This window comes from Allobosea sp. CRIB-10 (assembly GCF_900112185.1).
Taxonomy (GTDB): domain Bacteria; phylum Pseudomonadota; class Alphaproteobacteria; order Rhizobiales; family Beijerinckiaceae; genus Allobosea.
Map to the genome: position 1 here is coordinate 17,203 of NZ_FOKP01000011.1, position 21,004 is coordinate 38,206.

Below are 21,004 nucleotides of genomic sequence, written 5' to 3' on the forward strand. Positions count from 1 at the left end.
AGGCTTGCCGTCAAGCCTGCGTCACGGCTTGGCGCGGCGATAGACCCAGACGCGCGCCGGCGGGATGTTGCGCAGCACCCAGTCGGAGACCTGCGCCTTGAGGCCGGAGCCCTTGCGTGGCACCGGCGAGATCACCGCATAGGTGAACTGGATGAAGGGCGCGCCGGGCTTGAGCACCTTGGCGAAGGCGTCCTGCACCAGTTCGGTCCGCTCGGCCGGAGGCTTGTTGAACAGCGGCAGCGAGGATACGACCGCGCTCGCCTTCTCGGTGAGGTGCCCGGAGAGCGTGGTCGAGAGCGCATAGGCATCGCCCTCGATGACCGTCGCGCGCGGAAAGCGGCGGCGCAGCAGCTCGCAGAATTCCGGGCTGTATTCGACCAGGATGAGGCGGCCTTCGTCGATGCCGCGCTCGATCAGCGCCTCGGTGACCGGCCCGGTGCCGGGGCCGATCTCGACCACCGGCCCTTCGGCCTGCGGGTCGACATAGGATGCCATGCGCTTCGCCAGGAACGGGCTCGACGGCGCGACCGCACCGGTGCGCCCGGGCGAATCGATCCAGGACTTGAGGAAGCGGGCGTCGTCGCCGAAGCGGGCCTTGGCTTCGTCGGCCGCCTTGCGCACATGCGATTTCAGCTTGCCGGCAGTGTTGCGGACCTCGTCCTCGACCTTGTAGCGCGCCGCCGCGACGCGAAGCCGCGCTTCCGCCACGCTGTCGGCGAAGTCCGCAGCCGTCAGGCGCACCTCATGCTCCAGCCGCGCCGCGACGGAGGAGCGCCCGAAGCGAGTGGTGCGCAAGCGCTGACCGGAAGCGGAATGGGCCATCCAGAACCTCGAAGCGGCCAGGCGAAAAGCCCGCACCGGAGCGACATGACAATGCTGTGACGTTACGCCGCTGTCATATGGGGTCAAGAGCGGGCCGAATCCAGCAATTTCTTGCGAGCGCGGCTGCGTTGTCGTTCAGATCAGCGGGCGCGGATGCAATTCGCTGTCGAAGAGCAGGGCCATGCGTTCGGTCAGGCGCGGGTTATGGATGGTCAGCCGGCCGCGCGTCAGCGAGAACATCCCGGCTTTTCGCAGGCGAGCCCAGGTCTTGCTGGTGTGGACCAGCGACAGGCCGAGCGCGTCGGCGAGCTGCTGTTGCGTCAACGGAAAGGCGAAGCTGTTCTCGGCGACGAGGCCGAGCGCCTCGGCCCTTCGATAGAGCGAGATCACCAGCGCCGCGATCCGCTCCTGCGCATTGCGCTGGCCGACTGAGGTCAGATTCTCGTCGATTAGGCATTCCTCGCGCGAGCCGAGCCAGGCGAGCTCATAGGCGAGCGCCGGCATTCGCCCGAAGAGTTCATAGGTGCGCCGACGCGGGAAGACGCAGAGCTCGACCTCGGTCAACGCCTCGATGCCGTGCTGCGATGCGCTGAGCAGCGAGGCCTGCAGGCCGACGAGATCGCCCGGCAGCAGGAAGTTGAGGATTTGGCGTCGCCCGTCCGGCAGCGATTTGTAGCGGAAGGCCCAGCCCGAGAAGAGCGTGTAGAGCTCGGCATCCTCCTGGCCGGGATGGATGATGTCGCTGCCCGCCGGCAGCTGCCGGTGATCGAGTTTCATCGCCTGGATGAAGCGGATCTCCTCGTCGGATTTGTCCTTGAACGCCGGCATCAGGCGCAAGGGGCAGGCAAGGCAGGACGGGCTGCGGTGGTTGCGATGATTGCTCGATGAAACGATCACGCATGGCTCCTTCACCCGCCGGAACTCGCGGCGAATGCTTGCGTTTTGTGTGTGGCGCGAAATCTGCCGCTTAGCAATCGCGCTTCGCCCCGGCATAGCAGATCGGCTTTGGAGGCCGCCGCATGAAATCACACGCCTCCGGGTTGCGGCGTTCGCGCCTGCGCCAGTTCTTTCGCGTGGCCCTGCGTTTCTGGCGGGGCGAGAGCCGGCTGCGCGCCTGGGGGCTTACTGTCGCGGTCCTGCTCTTCGTCGCGGCTCAGCTTGGCGCCGCCGTCGGTGTCAATAGCTGGAACCGCCTCTTCTTTGACGCGCTGGAGAAGCGCGATCTCGACAAGATCTGGGCGGTGGTCGGCTGGCTGCCGCTGATCGTCGCGGCATCGGCGGCGTCGTTGTCCTGCCTGGTGATCAGCCGGATGCTGCTGCAGATGCGCTGGCGGGAATGGCTGACGCATCGTCTCGCCGGCTGGTGGATCGCCGACCAGCGCTATTACCGGATGCAGTTCGTCGCGCGCGAGCAGAGCGCGCCCGAGTACCGCATCGCCGAGGATGTGCGCCTCGCGATCGAGCCATTGGTCGAGTTCGCGATCGGGCTGCTCAGCGCCTTCGTCACGGCGGTGACCTTCGCCGCGATCCTCTGGCAGGTCGCAGGGGCGGCGCGTTTCACCCTCGGCGGGACCGAGATCGTGATCCCCAGCTACATGGCGCTCGCCGCGATCGTCTATGCGGTCGTCGCCTCGCTCGCAGCCTATTTCGCCGGCCGGCCGCTGGTGCCGCGCATCGCCGCCAAGAACGAGGCCGAGGCGCAGTTCCGCGCCGAGATGACGCGGTTGCGGGAGAATGCCGAGAGCATTGCCCTGATCAAGGGCGATGCCGACGAGCGCGATTCGGTCGGCGAGAATTATGGCCGCGTCGTCGGCGCCTGGCTGAAGGTGATCCGGCAGCAGGGCGTCATTGCCATCGTCCTCAACACCAATGGCGCGCTGTTCCCGATTGTGCCGCTGCTGCTGATCGCGCCCAAATATCTCTCCGGCGAGATCACCTTGGGCGCGGTGATGCAGGTCGTCGCGGCCTTCAGCGCGGTGCAGGCGGCGCTGATCTGGTTCGTCGACAACTTCGTCCGGTTGGCCGAGTGGTTCGCCTCGGTGCGGCGCGTCGACGAGCTGGCGGAAGCGCTGGAGGCGCTCGATGTCGGTACCATCATGGAAGGAGAGACGCGGATCGAGCTGGGGGAGAGCGAGGACGACAGCATCCATATCGCCGATCTCTCGATCGCCCACCTCAATGGGCGAATCGTCATCGCCGACGCGTCGATCGTGATCTCGGCCGGCGAAAAGGTGCTGATCGCCGGCGAGAGCGGTTCGGGCAAGAGCACCCTGATCCGGGCCATCGCAGGCCTCTGGCCCTGGGGCGCGGGCTCGATCAAGCTGCCGCCGGGCAAGCGCATCGCCTTCGTGCCGCAGAAGCCCTATCTGCCGATCGGCACGCTGCGCGACGTGCTGCTCTACCCGGAAGCCGAGAGCCGCGTCGACGACGAGGCCGTCAGGGACGCGCTGAAGCGCTGCGGCCTCGCTTCGCTCGGCCAACGGCTCGACGAGGAGGAGCGGTGGGACCAGACCCTCTCCGGCGGCGAGCGTCAGCGCGTCGCCTTTGCGCGGCTGCTGATCCAGAAGCCGGACATCATCATCATGGACGAGGCGACCTCGGCGCTCGACGAGGCCAGCCAGGACTCTCTGCTCGGGCTGATCGAGAGCGAGCTCTCCTATGCGACGATCATCAGTGTCGGTCATCGACCGGGCCTCGAGGATTTCCACGAGCGCAAGATCACCTTCGAGAAGCGCGAGGCCGGCGCGCATCTGACCTCAAAGCGCCTGACGCGGTCGCTCTGGCGACTGTTCCGCCGCCGGGAGGCCGCCAATGATCGCTCGGCCGCCTGAAAAAGAATCGGGATCGCAGCGATTTCCGCGCAAACCGGAACAATCCCTGGCCAGACGGGTTGAGAAGCCGTTCCGCCTTTCAAGAGCGATCACACGAACCGGGAGAGCGAAGATGACGACCGCCAGCCTTGCCCCCTTCAAGCGCGCTGCCACCTTCTTCGGCGGCATGGCGCTGGTCGTGACCGCGCTGACCATGGGCGCTTCCTTCCAGAACGGCGTCGGCGAGAGCTCGGAAGCCGTCGCGCAGGCCAAGCTCCAGCGCGGCGCGCCGGTCGATGTCCAGTTCGCGGCGGTCAACCCGGCCGAGATGCGCCGCGACCTTGCTCACCGCGTGGTGCCGACCTCACAGCGCGAGGCCAGCCTGAGGGGCAACACGGTCCTGCGCTGAGCCGGGCAACGGCCGGAACCCGACCGTCTTTCGCGCGTATTAGATCTGTCCGATCAGCAAGGCCGCCGCGAGGCGGCTTTTTGCCGTGACGACCTGACGAGGCTGGGGACGACGATGTATTTGCGCATCCGACACGCGACGACCTATCGCTACGCCCTGCCGGTGCAGTTCGGTCCGCACCGGCTGATGCTGCGCCCGCGCGATTCCTTCGATCTGCGCGTGATCGACACGGCGATCACGATCTCACCGCAGGCCAATCTGCGCTGGATGCACGATGCCTATGGCAATCCGGTCGCCATGGCGACCTTCGCCGGCACGTCGGACACGCTCGACATCGTCAGCGAGCTCACTGTCCAGCGCTTCGGCTCGGCACTGCCGCGCACGAGGGTCGAGCCCGACATCGAGAGTTTCGAGATCAGCTACACGCCGGCGGAGCGCGCCGTGCTGCAGCCCTATCTCGATCTCGCCGCGGCCGATAACGGCGGGGCCCTCGACGCCTGGCTGCAGGAGTTCAGGGCGCGGCTGAACGGCGGCCATCTCCTGCGGGCTCTGGCACGCGAGATCAGCACCGGCCTGACCTATGCCGTCCGCTATGATGAGGGCACCCAGCACCCGCTCGACACCTTGCAGATGGGGACGGGCTCCTGCCGCGACTATGCCTGGCTGTTCATCGAGCTGGCGCGCCGGCTCGGCTTCGCTGCGCGTTTCGTCACCGGCTACATCCACGACCGCTCCCTGGAGGCCGGGGGCATCACATCCGTCGTTGGACTGACCCATGCCTGGGCTGAGGTCTTCATTCCCAATGACGGTTGGGTCGAGTTCGATCCGACCAACAATCTCGTCGCCGACCGGCAATTGCTGCGCGTCGCGGTCGCGCGGGTGCCGGAGGACGCCTCGCCGGTCTCGGGCTCTTACATCGGCCCCGCCGGCGCTTTCGTCGGGCTCGGTGTCGGCGTCGAGATCACGCCGGCCGAAGGACTGGGCTGAGCCTCGGCCCCCTTGCGCGGAACGCCATGGCTGAGGCGCCAGACGCCGAGGCTGTGGCCCTGCGGGGAGCTGACTTCGACCGCTTCGATCTGCATCAGCAATCCTGCGAACAGTCGCGGCGGTGCGAGCTGGGTGGTGGCGCGATCCGCCGTGATCGCGACGTCGATGATGCCCTCGCCGGCATTCGTGACCGCGAGCTCGAGGCCGATGCCAGGAGCTGCGCGCAACGCCCGGCTGACGACGTCGACGATCAGGAAGCCGAGCGGGATGATCCGGTCGATCGGCAGGGCGGCTTGTGTCTCGATGCGGCTCTCCAGGCGCTGCGTCCGGGCCAGGATCAGGCTCGAGACCATCGCCACGACATCGTCGAGGAACAGGTCGATCCGCACTGGCTGCATTTCGCCGTCGGCGAGGGTGAAGCGATAGGCGGCGGAGAGGACGTGCACGCGGCATTCGGCGTCGGACAGCGCCATACGCGCCTCGCCCTGGCGGTCGCGCTTGGCGAGGCCGATATAGCTCTGCACGACCTGCAGGCTGTTCTTGACCCTGTGGTGCAGCTCGCGGACCAGGAAACGGTTGTCGTCGAGCGCGTGCCTGAGCTTGCTCTGGCGCACCTCCTGCTCGTCGACCATCGCGTTGAAGGCTTCGGCGACGCTGCGGATGTCGCGTGGCATCTCCTCGGTGAGGGGGACATGAGCGCTGGCCGAGCTCGACCGTGCCCGCGCGGTTTTCTCGATGCTGCGCAGCCAACGCACGCAGTGCTGATCGATCGCCTTCATATAGACGAGACCGAGCAGGGTCAGTGTCAGCAGCGGTGCGAGCAAGAGCGCATAGAACTGGGTCTTTGCGGCCTGTTCCGCGGTTCCGTCGAAGCTGACCACGACATAGAGATCGGGTTCCGCCACCATGCGGGCGGCATAGGTCCGGCTCGGCCCGGCGCGGCTCTGGGCACTCCAGTGCGCCGTCTGCTCGGGCACGATCTCGGCCTTCGGGAGCCAAGACTGGTCTGACTGCGCGCCGCCGCGCGCAACGACCACATCGCCGCCCCTTCGGAGCAGCGCCGCCATCATGCCCTTGTCGCTGCTGCCGAGATCGAAGGTATCGTCGAGCGGGTCCGGCTTGGTGAGCAGAAGCGCGTCGCCCTCGTCGAACTCGCTGTAGATGGCAAGATAAGAGCGGCGGGCGATCGTCACCTGATCGTAGCGGGCGTTGGTGAATTCCGTACCGACCCAGAGCTTGATCGGAGCGCGCCCCGCGAGCCGGCTAGCCACCGCGGCGAGTTCGCCGGGCGGAATGCTGGCGTCGATGCCGCCGATACAGTCTGGCCGCCCGGAAACCCGCAGCTGAAACGCCTCATAGCTCGAGACTGCAGCGAGCGCCTTCTCGGCGATCCGGCCGCAGGCATCGGGCGACGGGGACACCGCCCGTATGGTCGCGGCGCCGACGACCAGCGAGCGCAACGCGCCGCGATACCAGACGCGGGTGCGCACGGCGAAGTCGTCGGCCGCGCGCATCTGCGCGGTCTCGATCGCCTCGAAGACGGTGCGATAGGTCGCGACCGCCGCCGCCGCCGTGAGGCAGGCGATCGGCAGGACGATCGCGATCATCAATGCCAGGAGGCGTCCGCGGACCGTCCTGAACAGCGAGAGAGCCATCAGCTGCCGACGGTTTCGGGTCCGGCGCGCTGCACGGCCGCGGTGATCCGGCGATCGGGGCCGAGATCGTCGACGCCGCCAATGGACAGAAGCTCCGCCAGTTTTGAACGCGCCCGGTTGACGCGGCTCTTGATCGTGCCGATCGCGACGCCGCAGATTTCGGCCGTCTCCTCATAGGAGAGCCCGGTGGCGCCGACCATGATCAGCACCTCGCGCTGCTCCTCCGGGAGTTTCGCCAGGGCCTTGCGGAAATCGGCGAGGTCGAGATGGCTCTCCTGGTTGCCATGGGTGGCGAGCCGGTCGGCATAGGTGCCTTCGCTGTCCTGCACCTCGCGCCCGCGCTTGCGGTAGAGCGAGTAATAGGTGTTGCGCAGGATGGTGAAGAGCCAGGCCCGCAGGCTGGTGCCGGGCTGGAACTTGTCGGCATTGCCCCAGGCCTTGAGCAGCGTGTCCTGGACCAGATCGTCGGCGAGCTGCATCGAGCCCGACAGCGACGCCGCGAAAGCGCGCAGGTTCGGGATCTCGGCGATGAGCCCGTCCTTGAAGTCAACCGCGCTCATCGGCACCGCCCTCGGCCTTCAGCCGCCGTTCGGTATCTTCGAGCTGGGCCAGCAGCACCAGGAAGCGATCGGGGACCGGCGCGTTGACGAGGTCGTCGTAATGCGCCTTTAGGGACCTGCCGATCGACTCCTGCACGCGCGGGTCGAGCACCATCTCGTCGTCCGGTTCGGCTCGTGCCGCTTCGGGCGGATCGGCATTCATCAGATTCATGATCCCTCGCTCCATCGGCGCGCCGCCATTTTGCCGGTCACGCCAAACCACATGTCGCACGCTCCTCGAGACGCTCACGCGCGACTGCCCGAAACGCACCTTCATTCGGCCCAATAACGAGACCGAAGGCAAAAGGTTCCGTCGGGGATAAAAAATAATTTTCTTGTCATAACAGGGACTTGAGTGCTTTTCTCCGACAACTTTGGTCAGAGTCGGATCCTGTCGATCCGCCTCTCAATTCTGGATAGGGCCCGACCCGATCAGCTTACACCGAAAGCCGATCGGGCCTGACTCGTGGGGGATAGCACCATGTCGATCGCCACCGAAATCGCGCCGCATTTGCCGTATCTGCGCCGTTTCGCCCGAGCATTGAGTGGCACCCAGGCTGGCGGCGACGCCTATGTCGTCGCGACGCTGGAGGCGCTGATCGCCGATCCCGGCACCTTCCCGCGTGAGCTCGGCCCGCGGGTCGGCCTCTACCGCCTGTTCCTGCAGATGTGGTCGTCCGTCGGGCTCAACACCCAGGCCTCGGCGCCGGAGGCCGAACGCTCCGCCGCCGAGCGCAATCTCGATGCGCTGACGCCGCGCTCGCGCCAGGCCTTCCTGCTGCGGACGGTCGAAGGTTTCTCCATCGAGGAGGTCGCGCAGATCATGAACATCTCCAGCAGCGATGCAGCCGCCCTCGTGCAGACCGCCGGCCAGGAGATCGCCGAGCAGGTCGCCACCGACGTGCTGATCATCGAGGACGAGCCGATCATCGCCCTCGACATCGAGACCATGGTCGAGGAGCTCGGCCACAAGGTCACTGGTGTCGCCAGGACGCATCGCGAGGCGATCGCGCTGGTCGCCAAGAAGCGCCCCGGACTGGTCCTCGCCGACATCCAGCTGGCCGACGGCAGCTCCGGCCTCGAGGCGGTCAACGAGATCCTCGAGGCGATCGAGGTCCCGGTGATCTTCATCACCGCCTACCCCGAGCGCCTGCTCACCGGCGATCGGCCGGAGCCGGCCTTCCTGATCACCAAGCCGTTCCAGCCGGAAGCGGTGAAGGCGGCGATCAGCCAGGCGCTGTTCTTCGACCGGCGCGCCGGGCGCAAGGCCGCCTGACGCCGCGTCGCGGTGACCGGGAACAAATCGGCCATCCCTCGCGTTGCCCCGGCCCGGGCGATGCGAAGGAGATCGGTCATGTCCATGGCTCTGCTGGCGGCGCTGATCGTCGCGGCCTCGCTGACGGTCCTGTTCACGGCTGTCGGCTGACGGCATGCGGCAATGCCAGTCTCTTCGGCGAGGCTGCTGGGCAGCGGTCATCGCTGCCATCGGGCTTGCCGGCGCCGGCGAAGCCTGGGGCCGTGACTCAGGGTCGGTGGTGACGCCCTTGCCCCCGCCCCGGCCGGCCTCCTTGCAGGCTCCCACTCTGCCGCCGGCGGCTCCGTCGGCCGCGGACAGGCCTGCGCCCGTGATGGAAGGCAGCGCCTGCCTCCGGCGTCTGGCGGCTGTGGCCGGGAACGAGATTCGCCCGGTCGCGCCTTTGGCGAAGCCGGAGCCGGAAGGCTGCCAGGTGGTCGATCCTGTGGTCGTCGCGGCGTTGGCGGTCCGCACCCCTGCAGGTCCGGGGCAGGTCAGGTTGCTCCCGCCACCAACGGTGAGCTGCGAAATGGCGCGCGCGGTCTCGCTCTGGCTGGACACGAGCCTGCAACCCCTGGCGCGCGGCGTGTTCGAGCGCGAGCTGACGGCGCTGCGCGTCGGAGGCGGGCACGAGTGCCGCCGGCGCAATCGTCAGACGCAAGGGTCGATGAGCGAGCACGCGACGGGGCAAGCTCTCGATATCTTCGCCTTCCAGCTCGGCGAGGAAAAACAGGGTGGGTTGGAGGTGTCCGTGGAGCGGCCCAATGGCCTGGAGCATACGCGGTTTCTGGAGGCGGTGCGCCAATCAGCCTGCGGCGCGTTCATGACGGTGCTCGGTCCCGGCTCGGACGCGGCCCACGCCAATCATCTCCATGTCGATATCCAGCAGCGCCGCGCGGCATCGAGCCGCTTCTGTCAATGACGCCGGCGGTGCCCTATGACGCGATCGTGAAGGCGCTGTCCGGCGAATCCGACTGCGCCACGACCGGAGGCGGACGCCTCCCGCTCGACCAGCTCTCGCGCCGGCGGGCAAGCTCGGCCAATGCCGAATCGTGGTCGAAACCCTCGCGCAGAAGTTGTTCGAGCTCCCAGAATGGCGGAAGATCGCGCGCCAGCGTAGGGGTTGGGAAGATGCGCACCGGGTCGGTCCGTCCTTGCTTAGGCATTTGCGCGTCCACTGTTCCGTTCCCGTCAACGCAAGCACCGGATTGAGGTTCCGGATTATTTGGGAACTATGGAGCGATTGCGGCGCTTTGGTGCGGTTTCGAGGCGGGGCGAGGGCTGTTCCGCGGAAGCGGTACCGAGCCTTCGGCGGGCGGGCGGTCGAAACAGGGGCAGGAGAAGGTGATGAGACGTTTGATCGCAATGATCGTCCTGGCGGCTGGACCCAGCCTCCACGCTGCGCCCGTCCTGGCGCAGAGCGGCGCGCCGGCCGGACGCCTGACCTGCACGATCGGCGCCGGCCTCGCCCAGGCCGTCGCGACCCAGAAGCCGCTCGAATGCCGCTTCCGGCCGCGGCGCGGGCCGCTGCAGACCTATTCCGGCGTGATTCGCGGCTTTGCCCTCGACGCCAAGACGGTCGGCCGCAGCCTGCTCGCCTGGCGCGTCTACGGCCCCTATGCGCGTGCTCCGCTCGGGGTGCTCGCCGGGGCTTATGCCCGCAAGCAGGGCGAGGTCGCATTGACCGGCAGCCATGATGGCGATGTCCGGCTGGCGCCCCGGGCCCTGCCCTTGCAGCGCGGCGCCAATGTCGCGCTCGGCGTCACCGCTTTCGAGTTAAGCCTTATTCGCTCCCCACGCCGGCGTTGATCGGCGCTAGCTTACGCTTTCCTAACCATATCCAGCCAATTTGAATTGAATTCGAAAGGTTTGAGGCGGACAATCCGGCTCAGAACGGAACAAGGCCGACCAAGCGGGCGTTGAACAGGCTCACGAGCAGGTAACTGACTTGGGGCGTGTCGTGAAGTTGGAAGGTGATCTGGGGCTCATGTCCGGTATTCGGATCCTCATCGTCGAGGACGACCCCTTCATTGCGATGGATATCGAGAGCGCCGTGAGCGAGGAGCTCGGCGACGATGCTGAGTTGATCGTGGTCGAATCGGTGTCGCAGGCGCGTCGCGCCGCCGATCAGCCGCTCGACTGCGCCTTGCTCGATATCGATGTCGTCGGCGGCAAGACTTTCGGCGTCGCCGCAAGCCTGCGTGCCAAAGGCACGCCGCTGGTGTTCGTCTCAGGATCCGCGCCGAGCGAGGTACCCCCCGAATTGCGCGACGTGCGCTTCGTGCGCAAGCCGTTCTCGGCCGACGAGCTCGGCCGCTTCGTCTCCAAGGTCGTCAACAAGGACTGACGCGCGGGCTATTCCGCTGCGTCCTCTTCCGGGGGCTGTTCCCGTTTCGGGAAGGTGACGGCGACGCGGGTGCCAGGCCGCACCGAATCGGGCGACAGCGGCGTAACCTCCATCGTTGCCCGCATGCTGCGCAGCAGGGCGTTGATCACGGACTTGCCCAGCCCCGCCGTCTGCTGGTCTTCCGGCATGCCGATGCCGTCATCCTCGATGGACAGGACGAGATTCTCGTCGGGCGTGCGCGCCAGACGGATGGTGATCTTGCCGGCGGCGCCATCGGGAAAGGCGTGCTTGATGGCATTGGTCACCAGCTCGTTGATCACCACGACGAAGGAGACCGCGTCACGCCCAGGCAGGCGGATCGCGTCCATCGCCAGCGCGATCTCGATCGGCCGGCCTTCCGCCGCCTTGCAAATCTCGGCCAGCAGATCCTCCAGATAGGGCCGGGCCTCGATCTCGTCGGCCTCGATATCGAGCCGCAGGCGGCGCTGCCCCGCGGCGATCGCCTGGATGCGCGACTGCGCCTGGGCCAGCGCCTGCTTGACCGCCGGCTCGCGCGTCTGCCGGCTCTGGACGTTGAGCAGGGCCGAGACCATCGCCAGATTGTTGCCGACGCGGTGGTTGACGTCGCGGAGCAGCGCCTCGATGCGCAAACGCTCGTTTTCGAGCTGGAGCGTGCGCTCGGCGACCTTCCGTTCCAGCTCGGCATTGGAGCTCGACAGCGAGATCGCGCGCCGATAGCGGACCCGCAATTGCAGCCAGGCCACGAAGCACAGGCCGGCGAGCGCGATCAGGATACCGATGCTGGCGAAGATGCGGCGGCGCGCTTCCCGGCGGCTGCTGGTGGTGACGCGATGATTCTCCTCCAGCTGGATCGCGCCGACGACATCGCGCAGTTCTTGGGTGAGGCGGTTGCCAGGCCCCTGCGCCACGAGCTTGATCGCTTCGTTGCGCTGGCCGGCGCGCATCAGCGCAATGGTCTCGGCCATTTCGCCGAGCTTGCGCACCGTAATGGCACGGGCGCGCTGCACGCGCTCGGCTTGCGTCGGGCTGGCTGCGACGAGACGTTCGATCAGATCGAGGCTCGGCACGAGTTCAGTGCGCCGTTCGTTGTAAGGTTCGAGATAGTGCTCGTCGCCGGTCAGGAGGAAGCCGCGCTGCCCGGTTTCCGCGTCGAGGAGATTGCCGAGAAAGCGTTCGCTGCGTTCGCGGATGTCGATCGAGCGCGAGACCAGCCGCGAGGCTTCGTCGGCCTGCATGTTGATCCAGGTGGCGATCAGCACCGCGACCATCACCACGGCGATCGCGATCGCCGCCGAGGAGGCGGTGTAAAGGCGCGTCCCGAGCAAGGGCAGTCCCGGCAACAGCCAGCGTGGACGGAGCTTCAGCTGGGCATTCATCGCCGCCTTGAATAGACGGTGAAAACCGATCGCCCAAGGTAAAAAGACACATCGGCGCGAACCGGCCCCGGAAAATGAAGCCGGATTAGGCGATATTGGACTTATGTTTCAGCGTCGTCGTCGCCTTGCGAGAATTGTCGTCCCAGAATGAGCCCAAGCAGCACGACGCCGCCGACCAGCCCGGTGCGCCAGCCGAATTTGCGATTGCCGACCAGCGTGGCCGCGATCGGCGCGGCGGCGACCGCGGCGGCCAGGCGCCGGTCCGGCCGCGGCCGGCTCTTCACATAGAGCGCGATGCCGAGCATGAGTAGCGCGGCGGCGAGCAGCCCGCCGGCGATCGACAGGCTGGCGGCGATCGCTCCGTAATGCAGCGTCAGCAGCGTATGCAGCGCGTCGAGCCCGTAGCCGACGGCGCCGGCCGCCAGCACGCCCGCCAGCAGATAGAGCACGACGACCGTGAGGTTGCGGCGCACGACGCCGCCGACCTCGCGCGTGACCAGACCGGTCAGCCCCCCGAGCATGGTTCAGCGCGCCGACAGGAAGCCGACGAACAGCCCGACCGCGGCTGCCAGGCCGAGCGCCCGCAGGGGCCGCTCGCGGATTTCGCGGATAATCAGCTCTTCGAGGTCGCTCGCCTGCTCGCGCGCGATCGCGGCCATACGGTCGGTGTCGACGCCGACCGATCTGAGCTTTTCGCTGACGGTCGCGGCGAGGTCCTCGGCGCCGCGGGTGAGGCTGGCCTCGATCTCGTCGGCCTCGTCCTTGACGCGGCGGCCGGCGCGGCGGGCGCGCTCTGCGGTGTCGGAGGCGGCATCGGCGACTTCGTCCTTGGCGCGTTTGACCGAGGCCGCGGCCTGTCGCTTTGCGGTGGAACTGGTTGCGGCCATAAAACGCCTCCTTGGTGCCGGCAATGAACGATGCCATGCGGAGCGCATGGCGCAAAGCTCAACGCCTCAGCAATCGGACGGTTCCCGGCCGTAAGGTTAGTGTGCCTCGTCCCAGTTGTCGGCGGCGCGCGCGTCGACCACCAGCGGCACCTTGAGCTGCACCGCCGGCTGCGGCGCCTCGACCATGACCTTGCGGATCACCGGCAATGCCGCCTCGACCTGCGCCTCCGGCACCTCGAAGACCAGCTCGTCATGCACCTGCAGCAGCATGCGCGCGTCGAGCTTCGCGGCGGCGAGCGCATCCTCCATCCGGATCATGGCGCGGCGGATAATGTCGGAGGCCGAGCCCTGGATCGGCGCGTTGATCGCCTGGCGCTCGACGAAGGCCCGCTCCGATGGGTTCTTCGAGGCGACCGCCGGGAAATGGCAGACGCGGCCGAAGATCGTCTCGACCGCGCCCTTGGCACGCACCGTGGTGCGGGCCTGGTCCATATAGTCGCGGATGCCGGGGAAGCGCTCGAAATACTTTCGGATATAGGCGCTGGCCTCCTCGCGCGAGATGCCGAGCTGGTTGGCGAGGCCGAAGGCCGAGATGCCGTAGATGATGCCGAAATTGATCGCCTTGGCGCGCCGGCGCACCTCGCTCGGCATGCCCGCGACCGGCACGCCGAACATCTCGGACGCCGTCATCGCATGGATGTCGACGCCGTCGGCGAAGGCCTGCCGGAGCTGCGGGATGTCGGCCATGTGCGCGAGAATGCGCAACTCGATCTGGCTGTAGTCGGCCGAGACCAGCTTGTTGCCCTTCTCGGCGACGAAGGCGGTCCTGATCTTGCGGCCGGCCTCGGTGCGGATCGGGATGTTCTGCAGATTCGGTTCGGAGGAGGAGAGCCGGCCGGTGGTGGTCGCAGCCAGGGCGTAGGAGGTGTGGACCCGGTGCGTCTGCGGATTCACGTAAGTAGGCAGCGAGTCGGTATAGGTCGATTTCAGCTTGGCGAGCTGGCGCCAGTCGAGGATGCGGGCGGGCAGCTCATTGCCCTGCTCGGCGAGGTCTTCGAGCACGCCGGCGCCGGTCGCCCATTGCCCGGTCGCGGTCTTCTTGGCGCCGGGCAGGCCCATCTTGCCGAACAGGATGTCGCCGAGCTGCTTGGGGCTGCCGATGGTGAACTTCTCGCCGGCGAGCGTGTGGATCTCGTCCTCGAGCCGCGCCAGCGACTGGGCGAATTCGCCTGACAGTCGCGACAGGATCTGCCGGTCGATTGAGATGCCCCTGCGCTCCATCCTGACCAGCACCGGCACGAGCGGGCGCTCCAACGTCTCGTAGACCGTGGTCTTGCGCTCCGGCACCAGCCGCGGCTTTAGGGCCAGCCAGAGCCTGAGTGTGACGTCGGCATCCTCGGCGGCATAGGCGGTCGCCTTGTCGAGCGGCACCTTGTCGAAGGTGACCTGGCTCTTGCCGGTGCCGGCGACCTCCGAATAGGCGATCGGCTTGTGGCCGAGATGAAGTTCCGAGAGCCGGTCCATGCCCTGTCCGCCATTGCCGGCGTCGAGGGCATAGGAGATCAGCATGGTGTCGTCGATCGGGCCGACTTCGACGCCGTGCCGGTTGAACACGGCGATGTCGTATTTGAGGTTCTGCCCGATCTTGAGCACGCCGGGGTCGGCGAGCAGCGGCTTCAGCTCGGCCAGCGCCTGGTCGAGCGGGATCTGGCCTTCGAGCAGGCCGGAATCGAACAGCCCGTCGCCGGCCCGGTGCTGCAGCGGGATATAGCAGGCCTTGCCCGGCGCGACCGCGAGCGAGATGCCGATCAGGTCGGCCTGCATCACGTCGAGCGAATTGGTCTCGGTGTCGAGCGCGACCTGGCCGGCCTCATAAGCCCAGCCGATCCAGCGTGAGAGGTCGGCGACAGTGCGGACGCATTCGTAAGCCGCATGATCGATCTTGACCGCGAGCGCTGCGTCCTTGCGGGAGGCAGCGAGATCGGCCGGCCGAAGCCAGCCATCGGCGGCAGGAGATGTCGCCGGCGCGGCGCCGTTCGCGGCGGGGGCAGCCGTGGCGGTCTCGCTGGCACCGGCAACCGGAGCATCGGTCTCGGCATAGAGCGCCTTGAGCTCGGCGGCCCGGGCGCCGCCCGGGGCGAGATCGGGATCGGCATCGATCGCGCCGACATCGGCCTCATAGGCCTCGGCCGCGCGCTTGGTGATGGTGGTGAACTCCATCGCCTTGAGGAAGGCGATGAGTTTGGCCGGATCGGGCTGGTTCAGCGTCAGTTCGCCGACGGGCGTCTCGACGGGGACATCCTCGACCAGCGTGACCAGCTTGTGCGAGATGCGGACCTTCTCGACCACTTCGGGATTGGTCAGCGTCTCCCGGCGCTTGGGCTGCTTGATCTCGCCGGCGCGCTTCAGCAGCGTGTCGAGGTCGCCGTATTCGCCGATCAGCTGCGCCGCCGTCTTGATGCCGATGCCGGGCGCGCCCGGAACATTGTCGGTCGCGTCGCCGGCGAGCGCCTGGACGTCGGTGACCTTGTCGGGCGTGACGCCGAAATACTCGACCACTTCGGGCTCGCCGATGCGGCGCTCCGGCCGGAAGCCCGCGCCCTTCTTGGCGTCGCCGGAGGCCGGGTCGTACATGGCGACGCCCGGCCGCACCAGCTGCATCAGGTCCTTGTCGGCCGAGACGATCAGCACGTCGGCGCCGGCCTCGCGTGCCTGCCTGGCATAGGTCGCGATCAGGTCGTCGGCCTCGTAGATGTCCTGCTCGACCGGGATCAGCCCGAAGGCGCGCACCGCGTCGCGCATCAGCGGGAATTGCGGGATCAGGTCCGGCGGCGGGTCTGAGCGGTTGCCCTTATAGGCCGGGTAGATTTCCTTGCGGAACGAGTTCTCGCTCTTGTCGAAGACGATGGCGAGATGGGTCGGCTTCACCCCGAGCACGCCCTCGCGCACGAACTGGAACAGCTTCGTCGCGAACAATCGGACCGCGCCGGAGGGCAGCCCGTCCGAGCGGGCATTGTATTTCCGGTCCTGGTTGATCGACTGGAAATAGGCGCGGAAGATGAAGTTCGAGCCATCGACCAGGAAGAGGTGGTCGCCGGGCTTGAGCTGTGAGGCCGGGTTCGTCATGGGCGGGACCATAGGGCGGAGGACCGGGATGGTCTATTGTGCAAGCAGCAGTGCCCGCAAGAAGCTGTCAGGAGGAAATCGATGAACGCCTATGTCACCATGCCGCTCGCCTTCCAGGGCCTGCCCGAGGAGGAGATGAAGGCGCAGGCGCTCAAATTTTTGGAGACGATGCGCAAGCGCCGCACGGTGCGCGATTATTCCGACAGGCCGGTGCCGCGCGAGGTGGTCGAGGCGGCGGTCGCGACGGCCGGCACGGCGCCGTCCGGCGCCAACCAGCAGCCCTGGACCTTCGTCTGCATCTCCGATCCCGAGCTCAAGAAGAAGATTCGCGAAGGCGCCGAGGAAGAAGAGCGCGCCTTCTATGCAGGCCGCGCCGGCGAGGAATGGCTCGGTGCACTCGCCCATCTCGGCACCGACGAGCACAAGCCCTTCCTCGACACCGCGCCCTGGCTGATCGCGATCTTCGCCCAGCGCTGGGGCTATGACGCGGATGGCCGCAAGGTGAAGCACTATTACGTGCCGGAGTCGGTCGGCATCGCCGCCGGCTTCCTGATCGCCTCGCTGCATCAGGCGGGCCTCGCCACGCTGACGCATACGCCGGCGCCGATGAACTTCCTCAACGAGCTTTGCGGCCGACCCGACAATGAAAAGGCGCTGATCCTGCTCGTCGTCGGCTATCCCGCCGAGGGCTGCGTCGTCCCGGCGATCGGCAAGAAGCCGCTGGACGAGATCGCCAGCTTCCTCTGAGCTGTTGCCGCACTTGAGCAATCGCGCCGGCCATGGCTGATGTAGCAGTCTTGGCCGGCGGGAGATTCGTTCACGTCATGCAGACCAGTTCGCCGCCGATCCGCCGGGCCATGGTGCTCGCCGCCGGGCTCGGCAAGCGCATGCGCCCGATCACCGACACCATGCCGAAGCCGCTGGTTGCGATCGCCGGCAAGACCATGCTCGACCATGCACTCGACCGGCTGGCCGGAGCTGGCGTTGCGGACGCCGTGGTCAATGTCCACTACCTCGCCGAGCAGATCGAGGCGCGTGTCGCCGGCCGCACCAGCCCGCGCATCACCGTCTCGGATGAGCGCGACGTCCTGCTCGAAACCGGCGGCGGCGTGAAGAAGGCGCTGCCGCTGCTCGGCGCCGAGCCCTTCTTCCATATCAACTCGGATTCGCTCTGGAGCGAGCGCGGAGCGTCGAACCTTTCCGCCATGGCCGCGGCCTGGGATGCCGCGCGCATGGACATGCTGCTCCTGCTCGCCGAGCGAGAGAGCAGCGTCGGCTTCGACGGCGCCGGCGATTTCTTCCGCGACGAGGCCGGCCGGCTTGCGCGGCGTGGGCAGGCTGCGAGCGCGCCTTACGTCTATGCCGGCGTCGCCATCATCAAGCCGGAGCTCTTCGCCGACACGCCGGAGGGACCGTTCTCGCTGAACCTGCTGTTCGACCGCTGCATCGCCAGCGGAACCCTGTTCGGCCATCTGCTCGATGGGCGCTGGCTGCATGTCGGCACGCCCGAGGCGATCCCGCTGGCGGAGCAGGCCTACGCCGCCCATCAGGGCGGGTGAGCGGCGATGGCCGGGCTCAACCTGTTCAGCATCCCGGCCGGCGCGCCCTTCCTTTCGGTGCTGGCGCAGGCGCTTATCGCCGGCCGCTTCGGCCGGGCCTATGATCCAGGCGATCCCGCCGCGCTCTCGCGCACCACGCTCTATCTGCCGACGCAGCGCGCAGCGCGGGCCTTCGGCACCATCATGTCGGAAAAGCTCGGCGGGCGGCCGCTGCTCCTGCCGCGCATCGTCCCGCTCGGCGATGTCGACGAGGCCGAGACCGCGCTGATCGCCGGCGCCGGCGATGCGCTGGCGCTGCAGCGCCTCGCGCCGATCGACCCCTTACGCCGTCGCTTCATCCTGACGACGCTGATCTCGGCCTGGGGCCGCACCGCCAACCGGCAACATCTGAAGCTCGATCCGGCCGAGCCCTCGCTGATGCCGGCGACCTTGGCCGAGGCCTGGGGGCTTGCCGGCGACCTCGCTCATCTGCTCGACCAGCTGCAGACCGAAGGCATCTCGCCGGCACGATTGAAGGGGTTGGATGCCGCCCGCTTCGACGAGATCTGGCAGTTCAACGCGCGTTTCCTCGACATCATCGCGCAAGCCTGGCCTGCGATTCTCGAACAGCGGGCCGAATGCGATCCGGCCGAGTTCCGCAACCGCATGCTCGCGGCCGAGCGCGAGCGCCTGCTCGCCGGCGATTTCCACGGGCCGGTGATCGCGGCCGGATCGACCGGCACGGTGCCGGCGACGGCGCGCCTGCTCGCCGCGCTCGCCCGCGCCCCGAACGGCGCCGTCGTGCTGCCCGATCTCGACGAGGCGCTCTCGGAGCAGGGCTGGCGCGCCATCGTCCAGGAACCGGCGCCGTCCCACCCGCAGGCGGCGCTGCATCGACTGCTCGACGAGATCGGTGCGAACCGGGACGAGGTCATCACCCTTGCCGAGCCCTCACCCGGGCTGGAAACACGCCGCGACCTGCTGCGCCGTGCCCTGCTGCCGGCCTCGATCACGGATGACTGGGCCGGCGCTGCGCCCCTAGCTGCCGGGGCGCTCGACGGGCTGCGTATCGTCGAGGCGGCAGATGAACGCGAGGAGGCGCTGGTCGCGGCGCTCGCCCTGCGTGAGGCACTGGAAGAGCCAAATGCCCGTGCCGCCCTGATTACCCCCGATCGCGGCCTTGCCGAGCGCGTCGCTGTCGAGCTCCGGCGCTGGGGCATCCAGGCCGATGATTCCGCCGGCATGCCGCTCGGCCGCTGGCCGGCCGGCGCCCTGCTGCGGCTGGCGCTCAATGCGGTCGAGGGCGACCTCTCGCCGGCGAGCCTCGTCGCACTGCTGGCGCATCCGCTCTGCCGCCTGGGCCTGGCCGAGCCCCGCCTGCGGCAAGGCGCGGCGACGCTGGAGATCGGCTGCTGGCGCGGCGAGCCGGTCAGCCCCGGTTTCCCCGGCCTGCGCCGCGCCTTCGAGGCGCTGCCGGAGCTGCGCAAGGCGACCTATGCGCCGCGCCCGCGCCGCAAGCTCACGGACGAGGATGTCGGCGCGGCCGAAGAGGTGCTGGCGGCGCTGGAAGATGCGCTCGCGCCGCTCGTCGCGGCCTTGGCCGGCCCAGCACCGGAACTGCGCGAGATCGCGGCGCAGGCCCGTCGCGCGGTCGAGACGCTGAGCGGCGACGAGGCCGGTGCGATCCTCGCCTGGCGCGGGCCGGATGGCGAGGCGCTTGCCAAGCTCTTCGACGATCTCGATGCCGCCCTGCCGGAGGCACCCGGCGAGGGTCGCGCCCGCGACTGGATTGCCATTCTCGAAGGCTTGATCGGCGAGCGGGTCGTGCAGCGCCGCGATCCCGGCCATCCACGGGTCAAGATCTGGGGCCTGCTCGAAGCCCGCCTGCTCGAAGCCGAGCATGTCGTGCTCGGCGGGCTGATCGAGAGCGTCTGGCCGCCGGCCACCGAGACCGATTCCTTCATCAACCGGCCGATGCGGGCCGAGCTCGGCCTCTCGCCGCCGGAACGGCGCATCGGCCAGACGGCGCATGACTTCGTCGCGGCGGCGCTCGCCGGCAAGGTGACGCTGACCCGCGCCCGCAAGGCCGGCGAGGCCGAGACGATCCCCTCGCGCTTCTGGCAGCGGCTCAAGGCGGTGGCGCCGCCCGAAGCCTGGCACGCGGCCGAGGCGCGCGGGCGCGAGCTCACCGCCTGGGCCGGGCTGCTCGGCAAACCGGCCAATCTCCTGCCGGTTCCGCGGCCAAAGCCTTATCCGGCGGCGCATCTCCAGCCGAAACGGCTCAGCGTCACCGAGGTCGAGACGCTCTATCGCGATCCCTATGCGGTCTATGCCCGCAAGATCCTTAGGCTCGACGCCCTGCCGGAGCTGGTCGAGGATCCCGGCGCGACCGATCGCGGCTCGCTGCTGCACGACATCGTCGGCAGCTTTGCCGAGACCTATCCCGAGCAGGTGCCGGCCGGCGCCCTCGGCAGCCTGATCGAGATCGGCGAGCGCTTCTTCCGCGCCTATGAGGAGACGCCGGAGGTGCGCGCCTTCTGGTGGCCGCGCTTCCTGCTGATCGCACAGAACTTCCTCGGCTGGGAGGAGAGGCGCCGGCCGGGGCTCGCCCGCGTCGCGGTCGAGCGCGATACGCAAGGCGAATTTCCGCTGATCGATGGCTCCTCGATCCTGCTGACCGGCCGGGCCGATCGCGTCGAGATTACGCGCGATGGCACGCTGCGCATCATCGATTTCAAGACCGGCGCGCCGCCGAGCGACGAGCAGGTCCGCCTCGGTTTCGCCCCGCAATTGACGCTGGAGGCCGAGCTCGCTTTGCGCCACGGTTTTTCGCCGGACATCCTGCCCGGCCCGGTCGAGGCGCTGATGTATCTGCGGCTCAACCATGATCAGAAGAGCTGGGAGAAGGACAAGAAGCTGTCGTTCAAGGACGAGGCGCAGGCCGACGTCACCGCCCGCCATCTCGTCCAGTTGCTCGACCATCTTTCGGTGCTGCGCGCCGGCCGCGAGCCCTGGCTCTCGCGCCGGGCGCCGGCCTACATCAAATACGCCAGCCCCTATGACCAGCTCGCCCGGGTCAAGGAATGGTCGGCCGCGCCCGATCTTGGCGGCGATGCCGGAGACGAGGCATGAG

General features: G+C 67.9%; 20 protein-coding genes. 10 read left to right on the plus strand and 10 right to left on the minus strand.

The features are described from left to right. Positions 1-21: 21 nt before the first annotated feature. Together BMZ69_RS15090 and BMZ69_RS15095 are read right to left on the minus strand one after the other, a co-directional pair. Positions 22-822 (minus strand): class I SAM-dependent methyltransferase, encoded by an 801-nt coding sequence (locus tag BMZ69_RS15090; RefSeq protein WP_092157941.1) that lies wholly within the window; start codon positions 820-822, stop codon positions 22-24. Between the two features lie 135 nt (positions 823-957). Beyond that, entirely contained in the window at positions 958-1,719 is a 762-nt protein-coding gene (locus BMZ69_RS15095) for a Crp/Fnr family transcriptional regulator (protein ID WP_244543382.1), read from the minus strand. Between the two features lie 122 nt (positions 1,720-1,841). Here BMZ69_RS15095 and BMZ69_RS15100 point away from each other — a divergent pair, with 122 nt between their 5' ends. From BMZ69_RS15100 to BMZ69_RS15110, 3 genes are all read left to right on the plus strand, one after another. Then, a complete protein-coding gene (locus BMZ69_RS15100; RefSeq protein ID WP_092157943.1) occupies positions 1,842-3,653 on the plus strand; it encodes an ABC transporter ATP-binding protein/permease in 1,812 nt (603 codons plus the stop codon). Between the two features lie 112 nt (positions 3,654-3,765). Next, positions 3,766-4,041, plus strand: coding sequence for a hypothetical protein (locus tag BMZ69_RS15105; protein WP_092157945.1), 276 nt, complete (start codon positions 3,766-3,768; stop codon positions 4,039-4,041). Positions 4,042-4,155: 114 nt separating this feature from the next. Continuing rightward, the gene (locus BMZ69_RS15110) at positions 4,156-5,028 is read left to right on the plus strand and encodes a transglutaminase family protein (RefSeq protein WP_092157947.1); all 873 of its coding nucleotides are present in this window, start codon (positions 4,156-4,158) and stop codon (positions 5,026-5,028) included. On the opposite strand, the gene BMZ69_RS15115 is transcribed toward BMZ69_RS15110, so the two are convergent. Genes BMZ69_RS15115 through BMZ69_RS15125 form a run of 3 tightly spaced genes read right to left on the minus strand, consistent with a single transcriptional unit; the run spans position 4,953 to position 7,454 of the window. Beyond that, a complete protein-coding gene (locus BMZ69_RS15115; RefSeq protein ID WP_175506815.1) occupies positions 4,953-6,635 on the minus strand; it encodes a sensor histidine kinase in 1,683 nt (560 codons plus the stop codon). The genes BMZ69_RS15110 and BMZ69_RS15115 overlap by 76 nt on opposite strands. Positions 6,636-6,682: 47 nt before the next feature. Further along, positions 6,683-7,249, minus strand: coding sequence for a sigma-70 family RNA polymerase sigma factor (locus tag BMZ69_RS15120; RefSeq protein ID WP_175506816.1), 567 nt, complete (start codon positions 7,247-7,249; stop codon positions 6,683-6,685). Continuing rightward, positions 7,230-7,454 (minus strand): NepR family anti-sigma factor, encoded by a 225-nt coding sequence (locus BMZ69_RS15125; protein WP_092157953.1) that lies wholly within the window; start codon positions 7,452-7,454, stop codon positions 7,230-7,232. Before BMZ69_RS15125 ends, BMZ69_RS15120 begins: the two co-directional genes overlap by 20 nt. A 309-nt stretch (positions 7,455-7,763) precedes the next feature. Here BMZ69_RS15125 and BMZ69_RS15130 point away from each other — a divergent pair, with 309 nt between their 5' ends. Together BMZ69_RS15130 and BMZ69_RS15135 are read left to right on the plus strand one after the other, a co-directional pair. Next, positions 7,764-8,558, plus strand: coding sequence for a response regulator (locus BMZ69_RS15130; protein ID WP_092157955.1), 795 nt, complete (start codon positions 7,764-7,766; stop codon positions 8,556-8,558). A gap of 352 nt (positions 8,559-8,910) precedes the next feature. Then, a complete protein-coding gene (locus BMZ69_RS15135) occupies positions 8,911-9,498 on the plus strand; it encodes an extensin-like domain-containing protein (protein ID WP_175506818.1) in 588 nt (195 codons plus the stop codon). A 13-nt stretch (positions 9,499-9,511) separates the two neighbouring features. Here BMZ69_RS15135 and BMZ69_RS15140 read toward each other — a convergent pair whose 3' ends face one another. Next, positions 9,512-9,742, minus strand: coding sequence for a hypothetical protein (locus tag BMZ69_RS15140; RefSeq protein WP_092157959.1), 231 nt, complete (start codon positions 9,740-9,742; stop codon positions 9,512-9,514). 181 nt (positions 9,743-9,923) lie between these two features. Between BMZ69_RS15140 and BMZ69_RS15145 the strand changes: the two genes are divergently transcribed. Together BMZ69_RS15145 and BMZ69_RS15150 are read left to right on the plus strand one after the other, a co-directional pair. Next, on the plus strand, positions 9,924-10,385 hold the full coding sequence (locus tag BMZ69_RS15145; RefSeq protein WP_092157961.1) for a DUF992 domain-containing protein: 462 nt from the start codon (positions 9,924-9,926) through the stop codon (positions 10,383-10,385). 178 nt (positions 10,386-10,563) lie between these two features. Then, on the plus strand, positions 10,564-10,923 hold the full coding sequence (locus BMZ69_RS15150) for a response regulator (protein WP_092157963.1): 360 nt from the start codon (positions 10,564-10,566) through the stop codon (positions 10,921-10,923). A gap of 8 nt (positions 10,924-10,931) precedes the next feature. Here BMZ69_RS15150 and BMZ69_RS15155 read toward each other — a convergent pair whose 3' ends face one another. The 4 genes from BMZ69_RS15155 to polA all read right to left on the minus strand — a co-directional run bounded on the left by BMZ69_RS15155 (position 10,932) and on the right by polA (position 16,333). Next, positions 10,932-12,320, minus strand: a complete 1,389-nt coding sequence (locus BMZ69_RS15155; protein ID WP_092157965.1) for a sensor histidine kinase — start codon at positions 12,318-12,320, stop codon at positions 10,932-10,934. A gap of 101 nt (positions 12,321-12,421) precedes the next feature. Continuing rightward, on the minus strand, positions 12,422-12,841 hold the full coding sequence (locus BMZ69_RS15160) for a hypothetical protein (RefSeq protein ID WP_092157967.1): 420 nt from the start codon (positions 12,839-12,841) through the stop codon (positions 12,422-12,424). A 3-nt stretch (positions 12,842-12,844) separates the two neighbouring features. Continuing rightward, on the minus strand, positions 12,845-13,207 hold the full coding sequence (locus tag BMZ69_RS15165; protein ID WP_092157969.1) for a DUF883 C-terminal domain-containing protein: 363 nt from the start codon (positions 13,205-13,207) through the stop codon (positions 12,845-12,847). 96 nt (positions 13,208-13,303) lie between these two features. Next, positions 13,304-16,333: a DNA polymerase I gene (gene polA, locus BMZ69_RS15170; RefSeq protein WP_092158216.1), complete on the minus strand. Its 3,030-nt coding sequence runs from the start codon at positions 16,331-16,333 to the stop codon at positions 13,304-13,306. Positions 16,334-16,414: 81 nt separating this feature from the next. Between polA and BMZ69_RS15175 the strand changes: the two genes are divergently transcribed. The 3 genes from BMZ69_RS15175 (at position 16,415) to addB (ending at position 21,003) form a co-directional block, all read left to right on the plus strand. Continuing rightward, on the plus strand, positions 16,415-17,080 hold the full coding sequence (locus tag BMZ69_RS15175; protein ID WP_092157971.1) for a nitroreductase family protein: 666 nt from the start codon (positions 16,415-16,417) through the stop codon (positions 17,078-17,080). A 77-nt stretch (positions 17,081-17,157) separates the two neighbouring features. Continuing rightward, entirely contained in the window at positions 17,158-17,892 is a 735-nt protein-coding gene (locus BMZ69_RS15180; protein WP_092157973.1) for a nucleotidyltransferase family protein, read from the plus strand. A gap of 6 nt (positions 17,893-17,898) precedes the next feature. After that, entirely contained in the window at positions 17,899-21,003 is a 3,105-nt protein-coding gene (addB, locus tag BMZ69_RS15185) for a double-strand break repair protein AddB (protein ID WP_092157975.1), read from the plus strand. Position 21,004: the final 1 nt, after the last annotated feature.